At 61.8% G+C, this 17,548-nt stretch carries 17 protein-coding genes; 3 read left to right on the forward strand and 14 right to left on the reverse strand.

The features are described 5' to 3' along the window. Positions 1 to 91 precede the first annotated feature (91 nt). From murC to AB3Y40_RS10265, 5 genes are all read right to left on the reverse strand, one after another. The gene (gene murC / locus AB3Y40_RS10245) at positions 92 to 1,510 is read right to left on the reverse strand and encodes a UDP-N-acetylmuramate--L-alanine ligase (protein ID WP_459553992.1); all 1,419 of its coding nucleotides are present in this window, start codon (positions 1,508 to 1,510) and stop codon (positions 92 to 94) included. Then, positions 1,510 to 2,613 carry a UDP-N-acetylglucosamine--N-acetylmuramyl-(pentapeptide) pyrophosphoryl-undecaprenol N-acetylglucosamine transferase gene (locus tag AB3Y40_RS10250; RefSeq protein ID WP_369438690.1) on the reverse strand — a complete coding sequence of 368 codons (1,104 nt, stop codon included), beginning with the start codon at positions 2,611 to 2,613 and terminating at the stop codon, positions 1,510 to 1,512. Before AB3Y40_RS10250 ends, murC begins: the two co-directional genes overlap by 1 nt. Before the next feature lie 109 nt (positions 2,614 to 2,722). After that, positions 2,723 to 3,886, reverse strand: a complete 1,164-nt coding sequence (gene ftsW, locus AB3Y40_RS10255; RefSeq protein ID WP_369438691.1) for a putative lipid II flippase FtsW — start codon at positions 3,884 to 3,886, stop codon at positions 2,723 to 2,725. 99 nt (positions 3,887 to 3,985) lie between these two features. Next, on the reverse strand, positions 3,986 to 5,011 hold the full coding sequence (locus AB3Y40_RS10260; protein WP_369438692.1) for a glutathione S-transferase C-terminal domain-containing protein: 1,026 nt from the start codon (positions 5,009 to 5,011) through the stop codon (positions 3,986 to 3,988). Between the two features lie 206 nt (positions 5,012 to 5,217). Next, positions 5,218 to 5,631 carry a GNAT family N-acetyltransferase gene (locus AB3Y40_RS10265; protein WP_369438693.1) on the reverse strand — a complete coding sequence of 138 codons (414 nt, stop codon included), beginning with the start codon at positions 5,629 to 5,631 and terminating at the stop codon, positions 5,218 to 5,220. A 189-nt stretch (positions 5,632 to 5,820) separates the two neighbouring features. Here AB3Y40_RS10265 and AB3Y40_RS10270 point away from each other — a divergent pair, with 189 nt between their 5' ends. Continuing rightward, positions 5,821 to 6,996, forward strand: a complete 1,176-nt coding sequence (locus tag AB3Y40_RS10270) for a BaiN/RdsA family NAD(P)/FAD-dependent oxidoreductase (RefSeq protein ID WP_369438694.1) — start codon at positions 5,821 to 5,823, stop codon at positions 6,994 to 6,996. Here AB3Y40_RS10270 and AB3Y40_RS10275 read toward each other — a convergent pair. Then, a complete protein-coding gene (locus AB3Y40_RS10275; RefSeq protein WP_369438695.1) occupies positions 6,976 to 7,329 on the reverse strand; it encodes a hypothetical protein in 354 nt (117 codons plus the stop codon). The genes AB3Y40_RS10270 and AB3Y40_RS10275 overlap by 21 nt on opposite strands. 102 nt (positions 7,330 to 7,431) lie before the next feature. Continuing rightward, positions 7,432 to 7,731: a hypothetical protein gene (locus AB3Y40_RS10280; RefSeq protein WP_369438696.1), complete on the reverse strand. Its 300-nt coding sequence runs from the start codon at positions 7,729 to 7,731 to the stop codon at positions 7,432 to 7,434. 248 nt (positions 7,732 to 7,979) lie between these two features. On the opposite strand from AB3Y40_RS10280, the gene AB3Y40_RS10285 reads away from it, so the two are divergent. Beyond that, positions 7,980 to 8,786: a VPLPA-CTERM sorting domain-containing protein gene (locus tag AB3Y40_RS10285; protein WP_369438697.1), complete on the forward strand. Its 807-nt coding sequence runs from the start codon at positions 7,980 to 7,982 to the stop codon at positions 8,784 to 8,786. A 69-nt stretch (positions 8,787 to 8,855) separates the two neighbouring features. Here the strand turns inward: AB3Y40_RS10285 and AB3Y40_RS10290 are convergent, their stop codons facing one another. Together AB3Y40_RS10290 and murD are read right to left on the reverse strand one after the other, a co-directional pair. Further along, a complete protein-coding gene (locus AB3Y40_RS10290) occupies positions 8,856 to 10,745 on the reverse strand; it encodes an SLC13 family permease (protein WP_369438698.1) in 1,890 nt (629 codons plus the stop codon). Positions 10,746 to 10,829: 84 nt separating this feature from the next. Beyond that, positions 10,830 to 12,236, reverse strand: coding sequence for a UDP-N-acetylmuramoyl-L-alanine--D-glutamate ligase (gene murD / locus AB3Y40_RS10295; RefSeq protein WP_369438699.1), 1,407 nt, complete (start codon positions 12,234 to 12,236; stop codon positions 10,830 to 10,832). 163 nt (positions 12,237 to 12,399) lie between these two features. Here murD and AB3Y40_RS10300 point away from each other — a divergent pair, with 163 nt between their 5' ends. Beyond that, positions 12,400 to 12,801, forward strand: coding sequence for a SpoIIAA family protein (locus tag AB3Y40_RS10300; protein ID WP_369438700.1), 402 nt, complete (start codon positions 12,400 to 12,402; stop codon positions 12,799 to 12,801). Here the strand turns inward: AB3Y40_RS10300 and AB3Y40_RS10305 are convergent. The 5 genes from AB3Y40_RS10305 to AB3Y40_RS10325 are packed head-to-tail and all read right to left on the reverse strand — an operon-like array spanning position 12,798 to position 17,548. Further along, the gene (locus tag AB3Y40_RS10305; RefSeq protein ID WP_369438701.1) at positions 12,798 to 13,214 is read right to left on the reverse strand and encodes an ACT domain-containing protein; all 417 of its coding nucleotides are present in this window, start codon (positions 13,212 to 13,214) and stop codon (positions 12,798 to 12,800) included. The genes AB3Y40_RS10300 and AB3Y40_RS10305 overlap by 4 nt on opposite strands. Continuing rightward, positions 13,211 to 13,546 (reverse strand): hypothetical protein, encoded by a 336-nt coding sequence (locus tag AB3Y40_RS10310; protein ID WP_369438702.1) that lies wholly within the window; start codon positions 13,544 to 13,546, stop codon positions 13,211 to 13,213. The genes AB3Y40_RS10305 and AB3Y40_RS10310 overlap by 4 nt, the downstream gene beginning before the upstream one ends. Next, the gene (gene mraY / locus AB3Y40_RS10315) at positions 13,546 to 14,628 is read right to left on the reverse strand and encodes a phospho-N-acetylmuramoyl-pentapeptide-transferase (RefSeq protein WP_369438703.1); all 1,083 of its coding nucleotides are present in this window, start codon (positions 14,626 to 14,628) and stop codon (positions 13,546 to 13,548) included. The genes AB3Y40_RS10310 and mraY overlap by 1 nt, the downstream gene beginning before the upstream one ends. Positions 14,629 to 14,657: 29 nt before the next feature. After that, positions 14,658 to 16,073, reverse strand: coding sequence for a UDP-N-acetylmuramoyl-tripeptide--D-alanyl-D-alanine ligase (locus AB3Y40_RS10320; protein ID WP_369438704.1), 1,416 nt, complete (start codon positions 16,071 to 16,073; stop codon positions 14,658 to 14,660). After that, positions 16,070 to 17,548, reverse strand: a complete 1,479-nt coding sequence (locus AB3Y40_RS10325; RefSeq protein ID WP_369438705.1) for a UDP-N-acetylmuramoyl-L-alanyl-D-glutamate--2,6-diaminopimelate ligase — start codon at positions 17,546 to 17,548, stop codon at positions 16,070 to 16,072. The genes AB3Y40_RS10320 and AB3Y40_RS10325 overlap by 4 nt, the downstream gene beginning before the upstream one ends.

Genomic DNA, 17,548 nt, shown 5'->3' on the forward strand with positions numbered 1-17,548 from the left:
TGCGACTACCTTCCGTTGACTCTTCGGTAGTTCATTCAAATAGGTCTTTAAGCTGTCAATATCCTTAACGCGTTCTTCGCGCACCCCACCCCTACCCCTTTAACCGCTCCGGCAGCCCATTCGCCCAGGTCGAGATCGTCCCTGCCCCCAGACAGACCACCATATCGCCGGCAACCGCCTGTTCCCGCACCAGCCGTTCCAGATCGTCCTCTGACGCCACCGCCCGCGCGTGGCGATGCCCGTGGCGGATCAGCCCGGCCACCAGATCATCACGCTCTGCTCCGGGGATCACATCCTCACCGGCGGAAAACACATCCGAGATGCCGACCACATCGGCATCGTTGAAACAGGCGCAGAACTCCTCAAAGTGATGGCTCAACCGGCTATACCGGTGCGGCTGATGTACCGCGATCACGCGACCCTCGGTTGCCTGACGCGCGGCTTTCAGCACGGCGGCAATCTCTACCGGATGGTGGCCGTAATCGTCGATGATCACAACGCCACCAACCTCGCCCACCTTGGTAAAGCGCCGGTTCACGCCGCCAAAGCCTTTCAGCGCGGCCTTAATCTCTGCGACCTTCATCCCCAGATGCCGCGCCACAGCGACCGCAGACAGCGCGTTGGACACATTGTGATCACCGGGCATCGGTAGCTCACAGCCCTCAATCACCAGCCCCTCGGCCTGCAAGGCCACATCAAAATGCGCGACCCCGGCTTTGTAATGCAGGTTCACCGCCCGCACATCCGCCTGCGCGTTAAAGCCATAGGTCACCACCCGGCGGTCGGTGATCTTGCCCACCAGCGATTGCACATCGGGATCATCGGTGCAGCAGACCGCCAGCCCGTAAAACGGAATGCCAGAGACGAACTCATAAAACCCCTGATGCAGCGCCTCTTCGGTGCCCCAGTGTTCCATGTGCTCGGGGTCGATGTTGGTCACAATCGCGATGGTCGCGGGCAGGCGGTTGAAGGTGCCGTCGGACTCATCAGCCTCCACCACCATCCATTCACCCTGCCCCATGCGGGCATTGGACCCATAGGCGTGAATGATCCCGCCGTTGATCACCGTGGGGTCAATCCCGCCCTCGTCCAGCAATGCCGCGACCATCGTTGTGGTCGTGGTCTTGCCGTGGGTGCCGGCCACAGCCACGTTGGATTTCAGCCGCATCAACTCGGCCAGCATCTCGGCCCGGCGCACAATCGGCAGACCTGCGGCGCGGGCGGCATCCAGCTCTGGATTGCCCGGCTTGATCGCGGATGAGATCACGACCACTTCCGCCTCTTCGAGGTTCTCGGCCCGCTGTCCTTCAAAAACGCGCGCGCCCAGCCGTTCCAACCGCTCAGTGATCTTCGATCCCTTCAGGTCCGATCCCTGCACGGTATAGCCGTGGTTCAACAGCACCTCGGCAATGCCCGACATGCCAATCCCGCCAATGCCGACAAAGTGGATCGCGCCCACATCCAACGGCAGTTTCGTCGCAGCACTGTTCATAACCTGACTTCCATCCATCATTTCTGTCCGCCCTCTGCCAAAGTCTCAACGAGCGCCTGAAGCCGCTCCGTAGCGTCCGGCCTGCCACAGGACAAGGCCGCGATTGCCATTTGCAGGGCCCCATCGGGGTTGCCCAACACGTTTTCCACCTGGTCGGACAGGGTCTCAGCCGTGAATTGGCTTTCCGGCATCAGGATCGCAGCACCTGCATCGACCATCTGCCGCGCATTGGCGCTTTGTTCATCCCGAATGGCCTGCGCGAGGGGGACGAAAATCGCAGGACGCCCGATCACGCTGACATCTGCAACCGTCGACGCGCCAGAACGCCCGATAAACAACTGCGCCTCGGCCAACCGCTCCGGCACGTCGGTAAAAAACGTCTGCACCTCGGCTGGAATTCCCATCTCGGCATAATAGGACTGAACCCGCTCCAAATCTTCTTCGCGCGCCTGATGCGCGACCCGCAGCCTGTGGCGCAGCGCCTCTGGCAAGGCCGCCAGTGCCGCAGGTACGACGTCCGACAGAATGCGCGCCCCCTGAGAGCCCCCCATCACCATGACCGACATCGGGTAATCGCCGGGCGGGATATAGGCCGCCCCCTGCCGCTCCAGAATGGTGGCCCGCACCGGGTTACCTGTGTGAATGCCCTCAACACCGGCGGGCAATTCCGTGGGCCAGGTGCCGCAGGCAATCTGATCAACGCGGCGTGCAAACAGCTGGTTCACCCGCCCCAAAACACCGTTCTGCTCGTGGATCATCCGCGGCACGCGCAAGGCCCAAGCGGCCGCCATGGCCGGGATCGCTGGATAACCCCCAAAGCCCACAACAACATCAGGCCGGGCGCGCAACATGCGCCACTTGGCCATGCCAATGCCACCCAAAATCCGAAACGGCACTGCCAGCTTGGCAAGCGCCCCACCCCGCGCAAAAGTGGCCGAGCCCACAACATTCACCTCAACCGCATCAGGAAAGCCGCCCGTATAGCGCGCCCCGCGCGCATCGGTGCTCAGCTTTACGCGCCATCCCTTGGCCAACATCGCCTCGGCCAACGCCTGCGCGGGAAACATATGCCCACCCGTGCCGCCTGCCGCAATGACCAGCAACTTGCTCACAAGGTCCATCCTTCTTCTGGCCAAAAATATCCCGGGGGTGTGGGGGCTGGCCCCCACAATTCGGGACGGTGGGCGGGGCGATGCGCGCTTGCGCGCGAGCGGCGACCCTCCGGCCCCATCACCGCCCGGGCCTCAGCAAATCTTCCATCTCGCCCTGTGGCCGCGACCGGGTGAACGCCAGCAGCATCCCCACGGCAATTCCCCCCGCAATCAGGCTCGACCCACCATAAGACACAAACGGCAGCGTCATCCCCTTGGCCGGCAACAACCTCACCGCGACCCCCATGTTAATCATCGCCTGCACGCCAAAGGCACAGGCAAGGCCCGTCCCCGCCAACCGAATGAACGGATCACGCTCTTTCATCAGCCGCATCAGGCTGCGCACCACAATCACCGTATAAAGTGCGATGATCACCAGCACGCAGATCAGCCCGTATTCCTCGGCGGCCACCGCGATAATGAAATCCGTATGCGCATCCGGCAAGGACCACTTCACCTGCCCTTCGCCGACACCCACACCAAAGAACCCGCCCTCGCGGATCGCATTTGTGGCATAGCCAAGCTGCGTGGTCGGATCCAAATCGGGGCTCAGAAACCCGTCAATCCGCCGTGCGAAATGCTCTGAATTGGCATAGGCGAACGACCCCGCGGCCACCACCAGCCCTGCCAGACAGATCAACAGGATCATCGGCGCTCCGGCCACGAAATACATCACACCCCATGAAAACAGGATCAAACAGGCCTGCCCAAAGTCCGGCTGCAAGGCCAGCAAGGTCACGATGATGATGGTCAGCACCAGCGAATAGGTCTTGCCGGGCGGCCCGCCCACCTGCATCGACGCCGCCATCAACCAGGCCGCCATCACCACAAATCCGGGTTTCAAAAACTCGGAAGGTTGAAACGATGCAAACCCCAGCGAATACCACCGTGTCGCGCCCTTGCCGAAATCCGTACCAAAGACAGGCAAAAACGCCAGCGCCACAAAGGCCGCAAGGAACCCCAGCACCGCCAAGCGCCGCACCACCTGCGGGTTCATCATCGAAAAGGCAAACATCACGATCATCGCCATGCCGCCGAAAAACGCCTGCCGCGTCACATAATAAAACGGCTCCAACCCGTTTTTGCTCGCCAACGGGGGCGAGGACGCAAGCCCCAACAGCAGCCCAATGCCAAAGAGCAACAAGATGCAGGACATCGTCCATTTATCAATTGTTCGCCACCAACGCGGCAAAACCGGGTCCTCATGGACCACAGGTGCCGTGCCATAGACCATTTCCGTCATGGGACTACCGCCAATACTGCCTCAACCGCCCGCTTTTGCGGGTCTATCCCCCAAGTTTAGCGGTTTTGGCAGCCGTGATCCACTTCTAATTGCGTCTCATCATGCCTTGGCAAGCTCTGGATGGGCATAAGCCGCGGGGTAGGACATCGGATAGTGCGGCCCCAAGGGGATCGTGCCGTTCCACGACCGCCCGAAATAGCCCTGCCTGCAATGCACCAATGATCCCGCCTCTGCCACGCCATCCAGCGCATAAACCCGGCACAGCCAACGCCACAGATTCGGGTAATCCAAAATCCGCGCACCGTTCAGCTTCATGCGCAGAAAATACACCGGATCATGCCGATACAGCGTTGGGAACAAACGGATATCGGCTTCGGTCAACGCCTCACCTGTCAGAAAAGGCCGCCCATCCGACAACAGCGCCTCCAGCGCGTTCAAAGCCTCAAAGTATGCCGCAAAAGCACTGGCATAGACCGCCTGATCCGACGAAAACCCCGCCTTGTAGGCCCCATTGTTGATCGCTGTGTAAATCTGCGCGTTCAACCTGTCGACCTCTGCGCGCAGCGCCGCCTCCTCCGGTACCAACCGCGCCCGCGCGGCCCCGGATAGATCAGACCCCAATGCCTCCGCATGGGCATCGAGCATCCGGATGATCTCGGCACTTTCGTTGTTCACGATCCGCTGGGTGTGCTTGTCATAAAGCACCGGCACAGATTGTTCATCCGACCCTTCACGCTGGTAGATCTCCTTGGCCAGCCGCAACCCTGCCCCGGTCCCGGTCTCAGCCGTACACTCCGGCAAGGCCGCCCCGGTCAGTGTTGCCACCCGATCCGGCGCAAACTCCCACAGGTTCGGCCCCGCCGGATCGCCCTCGCCCGTGCGATTGGGAAAGGCCACATCCAGCGTGACCGCCTGCTGCAAGCCCAACACCGCCCGCGCCAACGTGACCCGATTGCACCACGGGCAATTCAGCGCGACAAACAGGTGATACCGCCCCGCCTCGGGCGGAAAATCCGCATCCCCAATCGCGTGCCGAAAGCCACTGACACCGCGCACAAACTCACCTTTCGCGCGCCGTGCCGCGGCCCCTGTCTGATCTTCCTGTGTGCTCGTGTCGTCCGTCATCTGCTCAGTGTCCCCCACCGCCCGCGCAATGCAACCTGCATGGATGCACAGCCGCCGTTCGCGTGCCGCCCCGGTTCCGGTCGACGGCGGCCTTACGCCGTGTCCCCTTGGGGAAACCGGTACTCCAGAAACACCAGATAGGGCGCAAAGTCCTCGGGATTGGCGTTCTCCGGATAGCGCGGAATATAGCGAAAGCCATATCGCTCTTACATCGCCAGCATCGCGCGGTTGCCCTTTGCGGTATCGGCATAAACTGCCCGACACCCCATCTGGCGCGCCTCCGCGATCCGCATCTCGAACAATTGCCGGCCCACACCCGTCCCCCGCGCTTGCGGGCGCACGAACATCCGCTTCATTTCCACCGCATCGGGCCTGATCCGCCGCAAGGTGCCGCAGCCCACCAACTGCCCATCCTGATCACGGGCCAGCAACAGCCGCCCCTTTGGCGGCAACATCTCGTCCAGATGATCAATCGAGGCACGTGCCAACCCCGCAGGCGATTGCTCCGGCAACCCCGCCGCATATGCGACCTGCAAGACGTCTTCATAATAATCCAGCAGCAAGGCCTCAAACGCGGCGACATCCGACACCTCTGTCACAAATGATACGTCGATTGCCATGTCGCGCCCACTCTGATTGCTCCTGCCCCTAGCCTAGGCAAAGGACGCACCTCGCCGCAATATATCATCCGCAACAAGCGCCAAGCCTCCCCTATCACAGCGCACCCTGTCTTTCTTCCGAATAGAAATATGCAAATCCAGGCGGCCCCACATCTTGCACCATGCGCCATTTCGCGCGACAGCAGCCCCATGCACGTCAACACGCTCATCCTTGGTGCCGGGGCCGCAGGGCTGATGGCCGCGGCCCACTCAGGCCCGTCAACGCTGGTCATCGACCATGCGAAAGCACCGGGCGAGAAAATCCGCATCTCAGGCGGTGGCCGCTGCAACTTTACCAACCTCCACGCGGGGCCCGAGAATTTCATCTCCCAAAACCCGCATTTCGCCAAATCAGCGCTCAGCCGCTACACCCAATGGGACTTCATCGACCTCGTGGCGCGCCACGGCATTCCCTACCATGAAAAGACCCTGGGCCAGCTCTTTTGCGACACAACGGCCCGCGACATCATCGCCATGCTGCTGGCCGAAATGGCCCCTGCTGATCTGTGGCTGAATACCTCTGCGACAGACATCCGGCACGACGGCCAGTTCCGCGCGACCCTGACCCGCGACGGCAAAACTACCCCGATCACCGCCCGCAACCTTGTGCTCGCCACAGGCGGCAAATCCATCCCCAAGATGGGGGCCACGGGCCTCGCCTACCAGATCGCAGACCACTTCGGCCTGAACGTGATCACACCCCGCCCCGGCCTCGTGCCACTCACCTTCGGTGACACTTTCGCGCCAATCTCCGGCACAGCCCTGCCGTCAAAAGTCACCGCGGGCGGCACCACCTTTGAAGAAGCGACACTCTTCACCCACCGCGGCCTCTCTGGCCCCGCGATCCTGCAAGCCTCCAGCTACTGGACCGAAGGTGACGCGATCAGTCTCAACCTCTCTCCCACGCAGGACCTCTTTTCAGCGCTGACGGCGGCCAAGCGCGCGGAAGGACGGAAAGGACTGACAAGCGCCCTGTCACAGGTCTTGCCCAACCGGCTGGTGCAATACCTTGCAGACACCCTGCCCCCCGGCCCCATCGCAGAGATGTCGGACGCCGCGCTGGCCGACATCGCCCAGCGCTTGCACCACTGGCACCTCACACCCACCGGCTCCGAAGGCTACCGGACAGCAGAGGTTACACTGGGTGGCATCGACACCGCCGCACTCAATTCCAAAACGATGGAGGCCAAGACCCTCCCCGGCCTCTATGCCATTGGCGAAGCTGTGGACGTCACCGGATGGCTGGGTGGCTACAACTTCCAATGGGCCTGGTCGTCCGGCTGGGCCTGCGGTCAGGCGATCGCGTCACAAAAACCGATCGCCTGACCAATACAAACCGATGTCTTCTCTGACGTCCCAAAACCGCCCGGATCGCCAAGGCGACCGGCCATCTGACCTGCGCCCGACGTTGTCGCTTGGCCCTTTGATCCCGGACACCTGATCGGCACTGATCGGCGCATATCCATCCGCCAACAAAGCTTCGATCGCGGCCTCTACGTCCCGCGCCTCATCCTTGCCAAAGGTTGCGCGACTGCGGGTCTGCCCGGTGCCACCACCCTCAACAACAAACCGATCTCCCTGATCAAAGAAACTGACCAGACACACCCCGCGTGGCGTATCCCGATACAAATGCAGCGTCTTGTCACACTCATCAGGCATCAGTGGTCCACTCTTCTTCCGGCCAAAATAATCTCCGCGCGGCAGGCACCGATTTTTCGTCAAAAAATCGCGCCCCGCCGCGGTCAGGTCTCGCCACGGTTTTCAGAACCCGCCGCCCAGCTTGCGCTTGGCACGTGTCGGTGCGCGCATCTGGTCGGCCTTTTTGGCAACCGCCCAGGGACCAAAAGTCTTTTCCAGCGGCGCATAGCCCTTTTCCAGCAAGCCCTGCACCAAACGATCCACCCGTGGCTTATCCGCCAGCGGATGCAGCACCTTGTGGCCGGGTCGCCCCATCGGCCCGCTTTCCACGGTGATCAACTGCCCCGCGACCGAGATGTTATACACCTCCATCCCGCCGGGACCCTGCTTATACAAGCGCAACATTTCCTGCATGTAATCCATGACACTACTCCCAATATGCCCTCTATTGTTAACCAAGGAACGTGGCATTTGTTGGGTCCACACGCGGCAAACGGATGCCAAATCAGGAAAGGCAGCGACCAATTTCGATCAGGTTCCAGCCCCCCGCAACACCGCATCGACGGGTCGCATGCTCCAACGCACCCTGTTTCCCAATTGAAATTTGGGTCGCGCGCTGTATGATTATGTCAATTTTGTGATGATCAAGAGGATTGATGATGAAGAATTTCATGAAGATTTTTGGCGCCTTCGCCCTGGCTCCTGTGTTCTCACTCGGTCTGGCGACCGCGTCATCCGCCGCACCAGTCACGCTCTATGATCAGGATTTTGAAAACCCCAATGCCTTCGTCGGCACGGCCCGGTCTGACGTGGATGGCCAAAAGGTCAACGTCAACTACGGCAACCAGCCGGCTGGCTTCACCTTCGGGAATACCTTCACGGTTGAAACGATCAACGTCACCGACAGCACCAATCCCGGCGGCGACCGGCAGTTCAACAGTATCGGAGGCTATTCCGGTGATCTTGCCCAATCCGGCGACTTCCTCATTGGGATGTTGTCGTCGGCACAAAATGACCTGCTGGGCCTGACGTTTGACATCACCGGCTTTGATTTCCTGAATGTGCGGATCGACCTGACCAACCTTGACCTGGAATGCTGCGGCGCGCCATTCCACAGTGGCAACTTCGACACCACACCCGACTTTCAGTTCTCGCTCTTTGACGGTCAGGGCTCGGGCGGCATCGGTGGCGGCACCTTGCTTGACCGCAAAGTGTTCTCGCCCGGTGCCTCTGCACGGCACGTGATTGATTTCACCACCTTCACCTTTGGTCTGGATGCCAAGAATTCGGTTGATGGTCTTGTCACCCTTCAAATCGACCTGTTGTCAGGTGGCTACGCGGCCTTTGACAACCTGCTGATTGTCGCCTCCGATACCGAGGGCGACGTCGGTATCGTACCGCTGCCTGCCGGGGGCTGGCTGCTGCTGGCGGGTCTGGGCATGCTGGCAGGCGCGCGCAAGCGATCCACCAAAGCCTGACACCGCCTTTCGCGTCTTTCAGCGATCAAACCCCGTGCCGCATCACATGCGGCGCGGGGTTTCCTTTGTCTAGAAGAACACCGTCAGCCCGAACATCGACACGATCAGGAACAGCACGGTCATCACCCCGCCTGAGCGGACGAAATCAATGACGCGATAGCCCGCTGGCCCCATAATCAGTGCATTCACCTGATGGGTCGGGATCAGGAAGGAATTTGAGGTTGCAATCGCCACCGTCAGGGCGAAAACCGCCGGGTCTCCGCCCGCTGTGACCGCAATCGAAATCGCCAGCGGCACCAGCAACACCGTGGCCCCCACATTCGACATCACCAGCGTGAACGCGGTGCCCAGCACCGCAAGCCCGGTCTGCAACGCCCAAAGCGGCCAGCCATCCAGCAAGACCAACACATGCCCCGCAATCCAGTTCGCCGTGCCGGTGTTCTGCACCGCCTGGCCAAGCGGGATCAGCGAGGCAAGCAGGAACACCGTACTCCAACTCACCGCCTGATAGGCCTCGTCAATCGACAAGACCCGGCTCAGCACCATGCCCACCGCCCCTGTCAGCAGGCACAGCGACAGCCGCACGTCCGAAAACAGGATCAACCCCAATGCAAGCGCGAAAAAGACCAGCGCCCAGCCAACCTTGTGCGGGCGCAATTCCTCTTGCGGGAAATCTGATGTCACAACCACAAAGTCCCGGTCCGTCTTCAACCGCGTGAGCCGGTCCCACTGGACATGCACCACCGCGGTGTCACCGGCCTGAAATGGCACCTGCCCGATATGGGTGGCCACGTGATCCTCGGTTTCAACGTGGCTCATGGTCTCGGCCCCGCGATGGATCGCCAACAGCGAAAGCCCGTGACTCTGACGCAACCGCAAATCAATCGGCGTCTGTCCAATCACGCCCGACCCTGGCGGGATCACCACCTCGGCCACCCCCGATTGCGTGGCGGCGAAATCATCGGCAAAGACGTCCAGCTCCGGCATGATCTCCAGCCCGTAAGGCTCTGCGAATTCTTCCGCGACCACCCGGCGCAGACCCAGCACCGCCAGGCGCGCGGGCGCCTCGATCGTTGTGTCCGCCATGGGTGCAATCACCTTATGGCCGCGATATGACGTGCCCAGAATATACATGTGATGCGCCACCATCAGGTCCGACAGCGTATGCCCGATCAGGATCGACCCCTCTGGCACGTTGACCTCGAACATATCCGCCCGCAGCCCATAGGTGTTTTCGATATAGGCCTGCATCGACCGCGCCGACCCGCCATCGGTGCCACGCTCGCGCTTGGCAGGCAGCACCCAGCGCCCGAACAGCACGAAATAAAGCACCCCGGTCGTCACCAGCATCACCCCGATGGGCGTGACAGAGAACAGCCCGAAAGGCTCCATCTGCTGGTCCGCGGGCAGCGTGTCATTGCTGGCAATGATCAGATCGTTCAGCAAGATCAACGGCGAGGATCCCACCATCGTGATCGTGCCGCCCAGAATCGCGCAAAAGCCCATCGGCATCAGCAGCCGGCTCATCGGGATATCCGTGCGGGCTGAAATCCGGCTCATGACCGGCAGGAACAGTGCCGCGGCTCCTACGTTCTGCATGAAGGATGAAATGACGCCTACAACGCCCGACACAATCGGAATGATCCGTGCCTCTGTCGTGCCACCGCGCTTGATGATCAGTGCCGCCACCTTTGACATCAGCCCGGTCTTGTCGAGCCCGGCCCCGATAATCATCACCGCAATGATCGACATCACCGCATTGGATGAAAAGCCGGTGAACAGGTTCTGGACATCCGCCAGATTGCCAAGTCCGGGCAGATAACTCAGCCCACCCAGCAAGACCATGACCAGCACTGCGGCCAGATCAATCCGCACGATTTCCGAGACGAACAGGAATATTGTCAGCGCCAGCAGCCCCAAGACCGCCATCATCTCATAGCTCAGCGCCAGTGATTCCATCGTTCCTCCCATCGTCAGTCTAGCGCAGAAGGGTGCGCCGCGCATAACCAGTCCGCACCGCGCCGTAAGGCCAGTGCCCTAAGGTTACTTTGGCTGGCTTAACACTGTGTCGACCAGCTGAATGAAATCGTCACCCCGTGCGGCGAAACTGTCGTATTGGTCAAAGCTGGCGCAGGCCGGGGCCAGCAATACCACCTCGCCAATCTGCGCCTCGGCACTGGCCTGTGCCACCGCAGTCGCCATGTCGCCGCAAATCGCGGCCGCGACACCGGGCAATTGCCGCGCGAAATCTTCCGGCTCGCGCCCGATAACATAGGCTTTGGTGACGTGGTCCAGATGCGGCACCAACCCGTCCAGACCACCGTCCTTCTGCAACCCGCCGCAGATCCAGCGAATACGTTTGAAGGCCGCCAGCGCCTTGGCGGCGGCATCCACATTGGTGGCCTTGCTGTCGTTGACAAATGTCACCCCTCCGCGCGTGCCAATGACCTGCGACCGGTGCGGCAGTCCGGGATAAGACCGCATCGCCGCCTCGATCCCCTTTGGCCCCAGCCCCAGCACGCGGGCGGCCGCATAGGCGGCGCAGGCGTTCTGATGGTTGTGTGCGCCCGGCAGCCCCGCGATGTCGCGCAGATCAATTGACCCCACCTGCCGGCCCTTGCGGTACTCGCTCAGAAACCCTTTCTTGGCGAAGACCGTCCAGCCGCGCGTGATCTTGTCGGTCACCGACACCCGGATCACCCGGTCGTCTTCGGGGCCTTCAGCCATCTGGTTGGCCAAATACCGCCCTTCGGGTTCGTCCACACCGATCACCGCGCGATCCGGCCCACCTTCTGCGAACAACCGGCGCTTGGCAGCGACATAGCCCCCCAAACCTGCGTGCCGGTCTAGATGGTCTGCACTGATATTGGTCCAGACCGCCACATCAGGCGTCATGCTGCGGGCGAGTTCTGTCTGATAGGACGACAGCTCCAACACCACGACCTCGCCGTCGTGGGCCGGTTCAATATCCAGCGACCCGCGCCCGATATTGCCCGCCAACTGGCTGGGGCGGCCATTCTCAACCAGAATATGATGCAAAAGCGCGCTTGTCGTCGATTTCCCGTTTGATCCGGTCACCGCCACCACGCGCGGGGCCACGTCAAACCGGTCCCAGTCGTCCGTCGCGAAAGAGCGGAAGAAAAAGCCGATGTCATTGTCCACCGGCACGCCTGCTTCCCATGCAGCCGCAATTGCGGGGTTCGGGGCGGGGTAAAGATGCGGGATACCGGGACTGACCAACAGCGCGTCGACGCCCGCAAACGCGCCGGTCTTGCTCAAGTCGCGCAATTCATAGCCCGCGTCTTCCGCAGCATCCCGCGCACTTTGCCCGTCATCCCAGACAATGACATTTGCGCCGCCGGCCTCAAGTGCCGCTGCTGCCGCCAGCCCTGTGCGGCCCAGCCCCAGCACCGCCACGGTGCTTCCTTGGTATCCTCTGACTGGTATCATCCTGCCCCCTGACGCCGTCCCCCGCCATTGCCCCGGCGGTTTGCCCGGCAAAGTGCATCGCCTTTGCCGCCCATGCAAGCCACCGCACCCGCTTTGCGCCAGATCAAGGTGCGTCCTGCGCTGTCCGGGTTACCCTTTCGACACTGATTGAGGAGGAGGCCCCATGCTACGCATCTCAAAACCCGCTGCCGACCGTCTCGACATTGACCTGTCCGGCAGCGTCTCATCCATCGAAATGGCCACCGGCCTTGACCGCCTGATCGCCGAGGCGGGCGACATGACAAACGGCAAGGTACTCTACCGCATCACCGACTTCGAAATGCCGTCACTCAGCGCGCTCATGGTCGAGTTTGGCCGCCTGCCGTCGCTCTTTGCGCTGCTTGGCAAGATCGACAAATGTGCGGTGCTCTGTGATGCGACCTGGCTGCGCAACGCGGCAGAGTTCGAAGGCTTTGTCTTGCCGGGCATCGACATCAAAAGCTTTGGCCTTGATCGGGAAAGTGATGCCATCGCATGGCTGAACGGTGAAAAGCCGGATAGCGGCTTTGATTCAGTGCCGATCTAGGCGCGCGCCGCCGATGAGATCGCCGTCAAAACGGCCATCGCATCGTCCACCTGTGCTGCTGGCACAAAGGCATGGTCGTGGTGAAAGGCCGCCACCATGTTGCAGGCGATCCCGGCCTCGGCCAGCGCCGTGGCCACCGCCGCCGTCAGCCCGACACCTTCCAGCGATGAATAGACCCCCAACGTGATCTGCGCCATCGGCTGATCCCCCGCCAGACCGGCCGCGTCTGCCTGTGCTTGCGTCAGGATCAGCGTCATATCCTCGACCTCGCGAAAGGTGCACAGCGCCTGCGTTGCGAGCTCCGCAAGCCTTGGATCGTCAAATCCAACCTTGCAGAAATGCACCACCCCCGGCACCGGCGTTGGCGTCATCCCCGCCAACATCCCGCCCAGATCAGCAACCGTCCCGGTCATCTGCCGACCCCAAAGTGGGTGTTGGTGACATAGAATTCCTCGTTGAACCGCAGCCCCAGCGAAAACGCGCAGGGCGTCGGGATCTCGCGCTTGATCGCCACTTCAAGCGCGTCCAGCAGCTTGGTCCGAAACGCCCTGTTGCGGTGCGGCTTATACAAAAGCGAGATATCAATCATGATGTGACTGTGGTGCGACACGCTTGCAGGGTATGCCCGCCCCTTGCAGGCCCCCGCACCGGGATCATGGTCCTGAATGACCTCTTCGATCCGGGTCAGAATGCGGTAGGGATCAATCGCCAAATCATCGGAATACTTGATCTCTGCGTGGGGCATTACCGCACCTTCAGCGTCGCCAGACCAATCATCGCCAGGATCAGGCTGATGATCCAGAACCGGATCACAATCGTCGATTCCGCCCAACCCTTTTTCTCGTAGTGGTGGTGGATCGGCGCCATCAGGAACACGCGCTTGCCCGTGGCCTTGAAATAGAACACCTGAATGATCACGCTCAGGGCCTCGACCACGAACAACCCGCCGACAATCGCCAAAACGATCTCGTGCTTGGTCGCCACCGCAATCGCACCCAGCGCGCCGCCCAACGCCAATGACCCTGTGTCCCCCATAAACACGGCAGCCGGTGGCGCATTGTACCACAGAAAACCAAGGCCCCCGCCGATCAGCCCGGCGGCAAAGATCAAGATCTCACCCGATCCGGGCACATAGTGCAGGCCAAGGCTCTCGGAAAAATCCACGCGGCCCACGAAATAGGCGATAATCCCGAATGTGCCTGCGGCAATCATCACCGGCATGATCGCCAGACCGTCCAGACCATCCGTCAGGTTCACCGCATTCGCGGCTCCTACAATGACGATGACCGCAAAGGGCACAAACAGCAGACCAAGGTTGATCAGCGTATCCTTGAACACCGGCACGGCAAGCTGGTTCACCAATCCCTCGGGGTGATATTGCGCCGCCCAAAAGCCCGCAATCCCGGCAATCAGTAACCCCAACAAAATGCGCACCCGACCAGACACACCGGCCGTATTCTGTTTGCTGACCTTGGCATAATCATCGGCAAATCCAATCAGCGCAAAGGACAACGTCACAAACAGCACCAGCCAGACATAAGGGTTGTCCCACCGCGCCCACAGCAAGGTCGATGTGGTCAGCGCGCCCACAATCAGCAATCCGCCCATCGTCGGCGTGCCCGCCTTGACGAAATGACCCTCTGGGCCGTCGTCGCGGATCGGCTGGCCCTTGCCCTGTTTGCGCCGCAAGACGTTGATCAATGGCAGCCCGAACATGAACCCGAACAAAAGCGAGGTCATGAACGCCCCACCTGCGCGGAACGTGATGTACCGGAACAGATTGAAAAAGTCGCCGCCATCTGACCAGGCTGTCAACCAATACAACATCCGCTCTGCCCCTTCGTTTCTTATCTAAATCAGCGATGCCCGAGTTTGCGAATGGCGTCAACAATCAGGCTGACTTTGCTGCCCTTTGACCCCTTCACCAGCACCACATCGCCCGCATCCACCAGTTGGGTGGCCGCACTGGCCCCCGCCTCAGCCGCCGCGAACCACTGCCCGCGCTGTGCCTCTGGCAGGACATCATGCAAATGTTTCATGCGTGGACCCACGCAATGCACCAACTCCAGCGCCTGCAGGTGCGGATCATCCGCAAGGCCCGCATGGATCGCCGCCTCGTCCGGCCCAAGTTCCAGCATATCGCCCAGAATCGCGACGCGGCGGCCCTTGACGATCCGTCCGACACCATCAACCGGGGTCGCGGCCGCCAACACTTCGAGTGCGGCGGACAATGACGTCGGATTGGCGTTAAAGGCATCGTCAATCAGATCAATGGTTTCATCCTCTGATCCTGCATCCAACGCCACGATGCTGCGCGACCCGCGCCCTTGCGGCGGCACCCACAGGGCCATGTCCTGTGCCGCAATCGCCGGGTCCGCGCCCAAAGCCTCGCAAACCGCCAAGGCCCCCAGCGCATTCATCGCAAAGTGCCGTCCGGGCAGCGACAGTTTGAACAGATAGGCATCGTCGCGGTGGGTCGCCTCGATCACCGTGGCCGAATCCGTGACCCGCACCATGCCCAAGGCCCAATCGGTTGCGGTGCTACCAAAGCTTTGGATCGCAAAGCCTTGATCCTGCGCGTATTTTCTTAAGATCGGCGCGGTCGGAATATCGGCGTTCAGCACCGCAATGCCGCCCGGCTCCAACCCCTCCACAATGCTGGCCTTCTCGCGCGCGATCCCGTCAAGATCGTCAAACGCCTCAAGATGTGCCGCCGCCACCGTGGTCACCATCGCCACATGTGGCCGCGTCATTTTCGACAAGGGCGCGATCTCGCCGGGGTTGCTCATCCCCATCTCGATCACCGCATATTCGGTGTCGCGCGGCATTCGCGCCAGCGTCAGCGGCACGCCCCAATGGTTGTTGTAACTCGCGACAGAGGCATGGGTCCGCCCTTGCCGCGCCAACACGCAGCTCAGCATTTCCTTGGTCGAGGTTTTCCCCACCGAACCCGTCACCCCGACGATCCGGGCATCCGTCCGCGCGCGGGCGGCTGTGCCCATCGCACCCAAGGCCGCCAGCACGTCATCCACGATCAACAGCGGCGCATCTTCGGCCACGCCCGCGGGCCGATGGGTAACAAGTGCCGCCCCAGCCCCCTTTTCAAAGGCCATCGCCACAAATTCATGCCCGTCGCGCACATCCGTCAGCGCCACGAACAGATCACCTTCCGCGATGGTGCGGGTATCAATCGACACACCATTGGCCTGCCAGTCCCCGGTCGTGGTGCCGCCCGTGGCCGCCGCCGCCTCTGCCGCTGTCCACAGGCTCATATCCGGCCCTCCAATGCGGCCACGGCAACGCTGGCTTGCTCCACATCATCAAACGGCAGCACCGTGTCGCCCACGATCTGCCCGCTTTCGTGGCCCTTGCCCGCGATCAACAGCGCGTCCCCGGCCCCCAGCGCGTCAATGCCGCGCAGGATTGCTTCGGCCCGGTCGCCCACTTCAAAGACCTGCTCACAATCGCCCTCAACCGCACCGGCCATCACCGCGGCGCGGATGCCGGCGGGGTCTTCGCTGCGCGGGTTGTCGTCGGTGACAATCACCACATCCGCCTGATCCGCCGCCGCACGGCCCATCAGCGGCCGCTTGCCTGCGTCGCGGTCACCGCCTGCGCCCACAATCACAATCAGCTTGCCCATCACATGCGGCCGCAGCGCGCGCAGCGCAGTTTCGACCGCATCGGGTGTATGAGCATAATCTACAAACACCGCCGCCCCGTTTTCGCGAGTCGCAGCCAGCTCCATCCGGCCCCTGACCGTGGTCAGCTCTGGCAGTACGCTGAACACATCACCGGGGATCGCGCCTGCCGCAATCGCCAATCCAGCCGCCAGCAGCACGTTTTCCGCCTGAAACCCACCCATCAGATCCAGACGCGCCTGATAGGGCCGGTCCTGCCAGCTAAACCGCACGTCCTGACCCGTGGCGTCAAACCGCTGGCCCAACAGGCGCAACCGGCACCCCTCTGCCCGGCCCACGCCGATCACCTCTTGCCCGCGGTATTCGCACAATGAGGCCACATCCGGCCCCTTGGGATCATCCATGTTGACGACGGCCACACCGTCCTCTGACAGCACCCGCGTAAACAGCCCCATCTTGGCGTCGAAATACGCCTCAAACGTCGCGTGATAATCCAGATGGTCCTGGGTGAAATTCGTGAACCCCGCCGCCGTCAACAACACCCCGTCAAGCCGCCGCTGGTCCAGCCCGTGGCTGGACGCCTCCATGGCCACATGCGTGATCTCATTGGCCTCAGCCTCAGCCAAGACCTTGTGCAATGTGACAGGTTCGGGCGTGGTATGCTTCAGCGGATAGGCCCATGCGCCCTCAACACCCGTGGTGCCAAGGTTGACCGCTGCCAGCCCCAGCGCCTCCCAGATCTGCCGTGTAAACGTCGACACCGAGGTCTTGCCGTTGGTCCCCGTGACCGCCACCACCGTTCCGGGATGCGGGCCAAACCATAGGCTTGCAGTCTGCGCCAAGGCCGCACGTGGGTCCTGCGCCACAACCACCGCCACGTCGACGTCGATCAACGCGGCCCCCTTGGCATCGGTCAGCACCGCCACGGCCCCGTCTTCCACCGCCTGCGCCACAAAGGTCGCACCATGCACCACCGTGCCGGGCATCGCCGCAAACAGGTACCCGGGCCGCACCGCGCGGCTGTCCACCGCAATGCCGCTGATCTGCGCCTCGCGCCCGCCCTGCGCGGTCAGCCCCAGCTCTGCCAATGATGATGTCTTGCCCAT

It is taken from the genome of Yoonia sp. R2331 (genome assembly GCF_041103235.1).
Lineage (GTDB): Bacteria > Pseudomonadota > Alphaproteobacteria > Rhodobacterales > Rhodobacteraceae > CANMYO01.

Bases quoted from the DNA above. Each gene is read 5' to 3' on its own strand.
- murC (WP_459553992.1), bottom strand. From the start codon at position 1,510: ATGGATGGAAGTCAGGTTATGAACAGTGCTGCGACGAAACTGCCGTTG.
- AB3Y40_RS10250 (WP_369438690.1), bottom strand. From the start codon at position 2,613: ATGGACCTTGTGAGCAAGTTGCTGGTCATTGCGGCAGGCGGCACGGGT.
- ftsW (WP_369438691.1), bottom strand. From the start codon at position 3,886: ATGACGGAAATGGTCTATGGCACGGCACCTGTGGTCCATGAGGACCCG.
- AB3Y40_RS10260 (WP_369438692.1), bottom strand. From the start codon at position 5,011: ATGACGGACGACACGAGCACACAGGAAGATCAGACAGGGGCCGCGGCA.
- AB3Y40_RS10265 (WP_369438693.1), bottom strand. From the start codon at position 5,631: ATGGCAATCGACGTATCATTTGTGACAGAGGTGTCGGATGTCGCCGCG.
- AB3Y40_RS10270 (WP_369438694.1), top strand. From the start codon at position 5,821: ATGCACGTCAACACGCTCATCCTTGGTGCCGGGGCCGCAGGGCTGATG.
- AB3Y40_RS10275 (WP_369438695.1), bottom strand. From the start codon at position 7,329: ATGCCTGATGAGTGTGACAAGACGCTGCATTTGTATCGGGATACGCCA.
- AB3Y40_RS10280 (WP_369438696.1), bottom strand. From the start codon at position 7,731: ATGGATTACATGCAGGAAATGTTGCGCTTGTATAAGCAGGGTCCCGGC.
- AB3Y40_RS10285 (WP_369438697.1), top strand. From the start codon at position 7,980: ATGAAGATTTTTGGCGCCTTCGCCCTGGCTCCTGTGTTCTCACTCGGT.
- AB3Y40_RS10290 (WP_369438698.1), bottom strand. From the start codon at position 10,745: ATGGAATCACTGGCGCTGAGCTATGAGATGATGGCGGTCTTGGGGCTG.
- murD (WP_369438699.1), bottom strand. From the start codon at position 12,236: ATGATACCAGTCAGAGGATACCAAGGAAGCACCGTGGCGGTGCTGGGG.
- AB3Y40_RS10300 (WP_369438700.1), top strand. From the start codon at position 12,400: ATGCTACGCATCTCAAAACCCGCTGCCGACCGTCTCGACATTGACCTG.
- AB3Y40_RS10305 (WP_369438701.1), bottom strand. From the start codon at position 13,214: ATGACCGGGACGGTTGCTGATCTGGGCGGGATGTTGGCGGGGATGACG.
- AB3Y40_RS10310 (WP_369438702.1), bottom strand. From the start codon at position 13,546: ATGCCCCACGCAGAGATCAAGTATTCCGATGATTTGGCGATTGATCCC.
- mraY (WP_369438703.1), bottom strand. From the start codon at position 14,628: ATGTTGTATTGGTTGACAGCCTGGTCAGATGGCGGCGACTTTTTCAAT.
- AB3Y40_RS10320 (WP_369438704.1), bottom strand. From the start codon at position 16,073: ATGAGCCTGTGGACAGCGGCAGAGGCGGCGGCGGCCACGGGCGGCACC.
- AB3Y40_RS10325 (WP_369438705.1), bottom strand. From the start codon at position 17,548: ATGGGCAAGACATCATCATTGGCAGAGCTGGGGCTGACCGCGCAGGGC.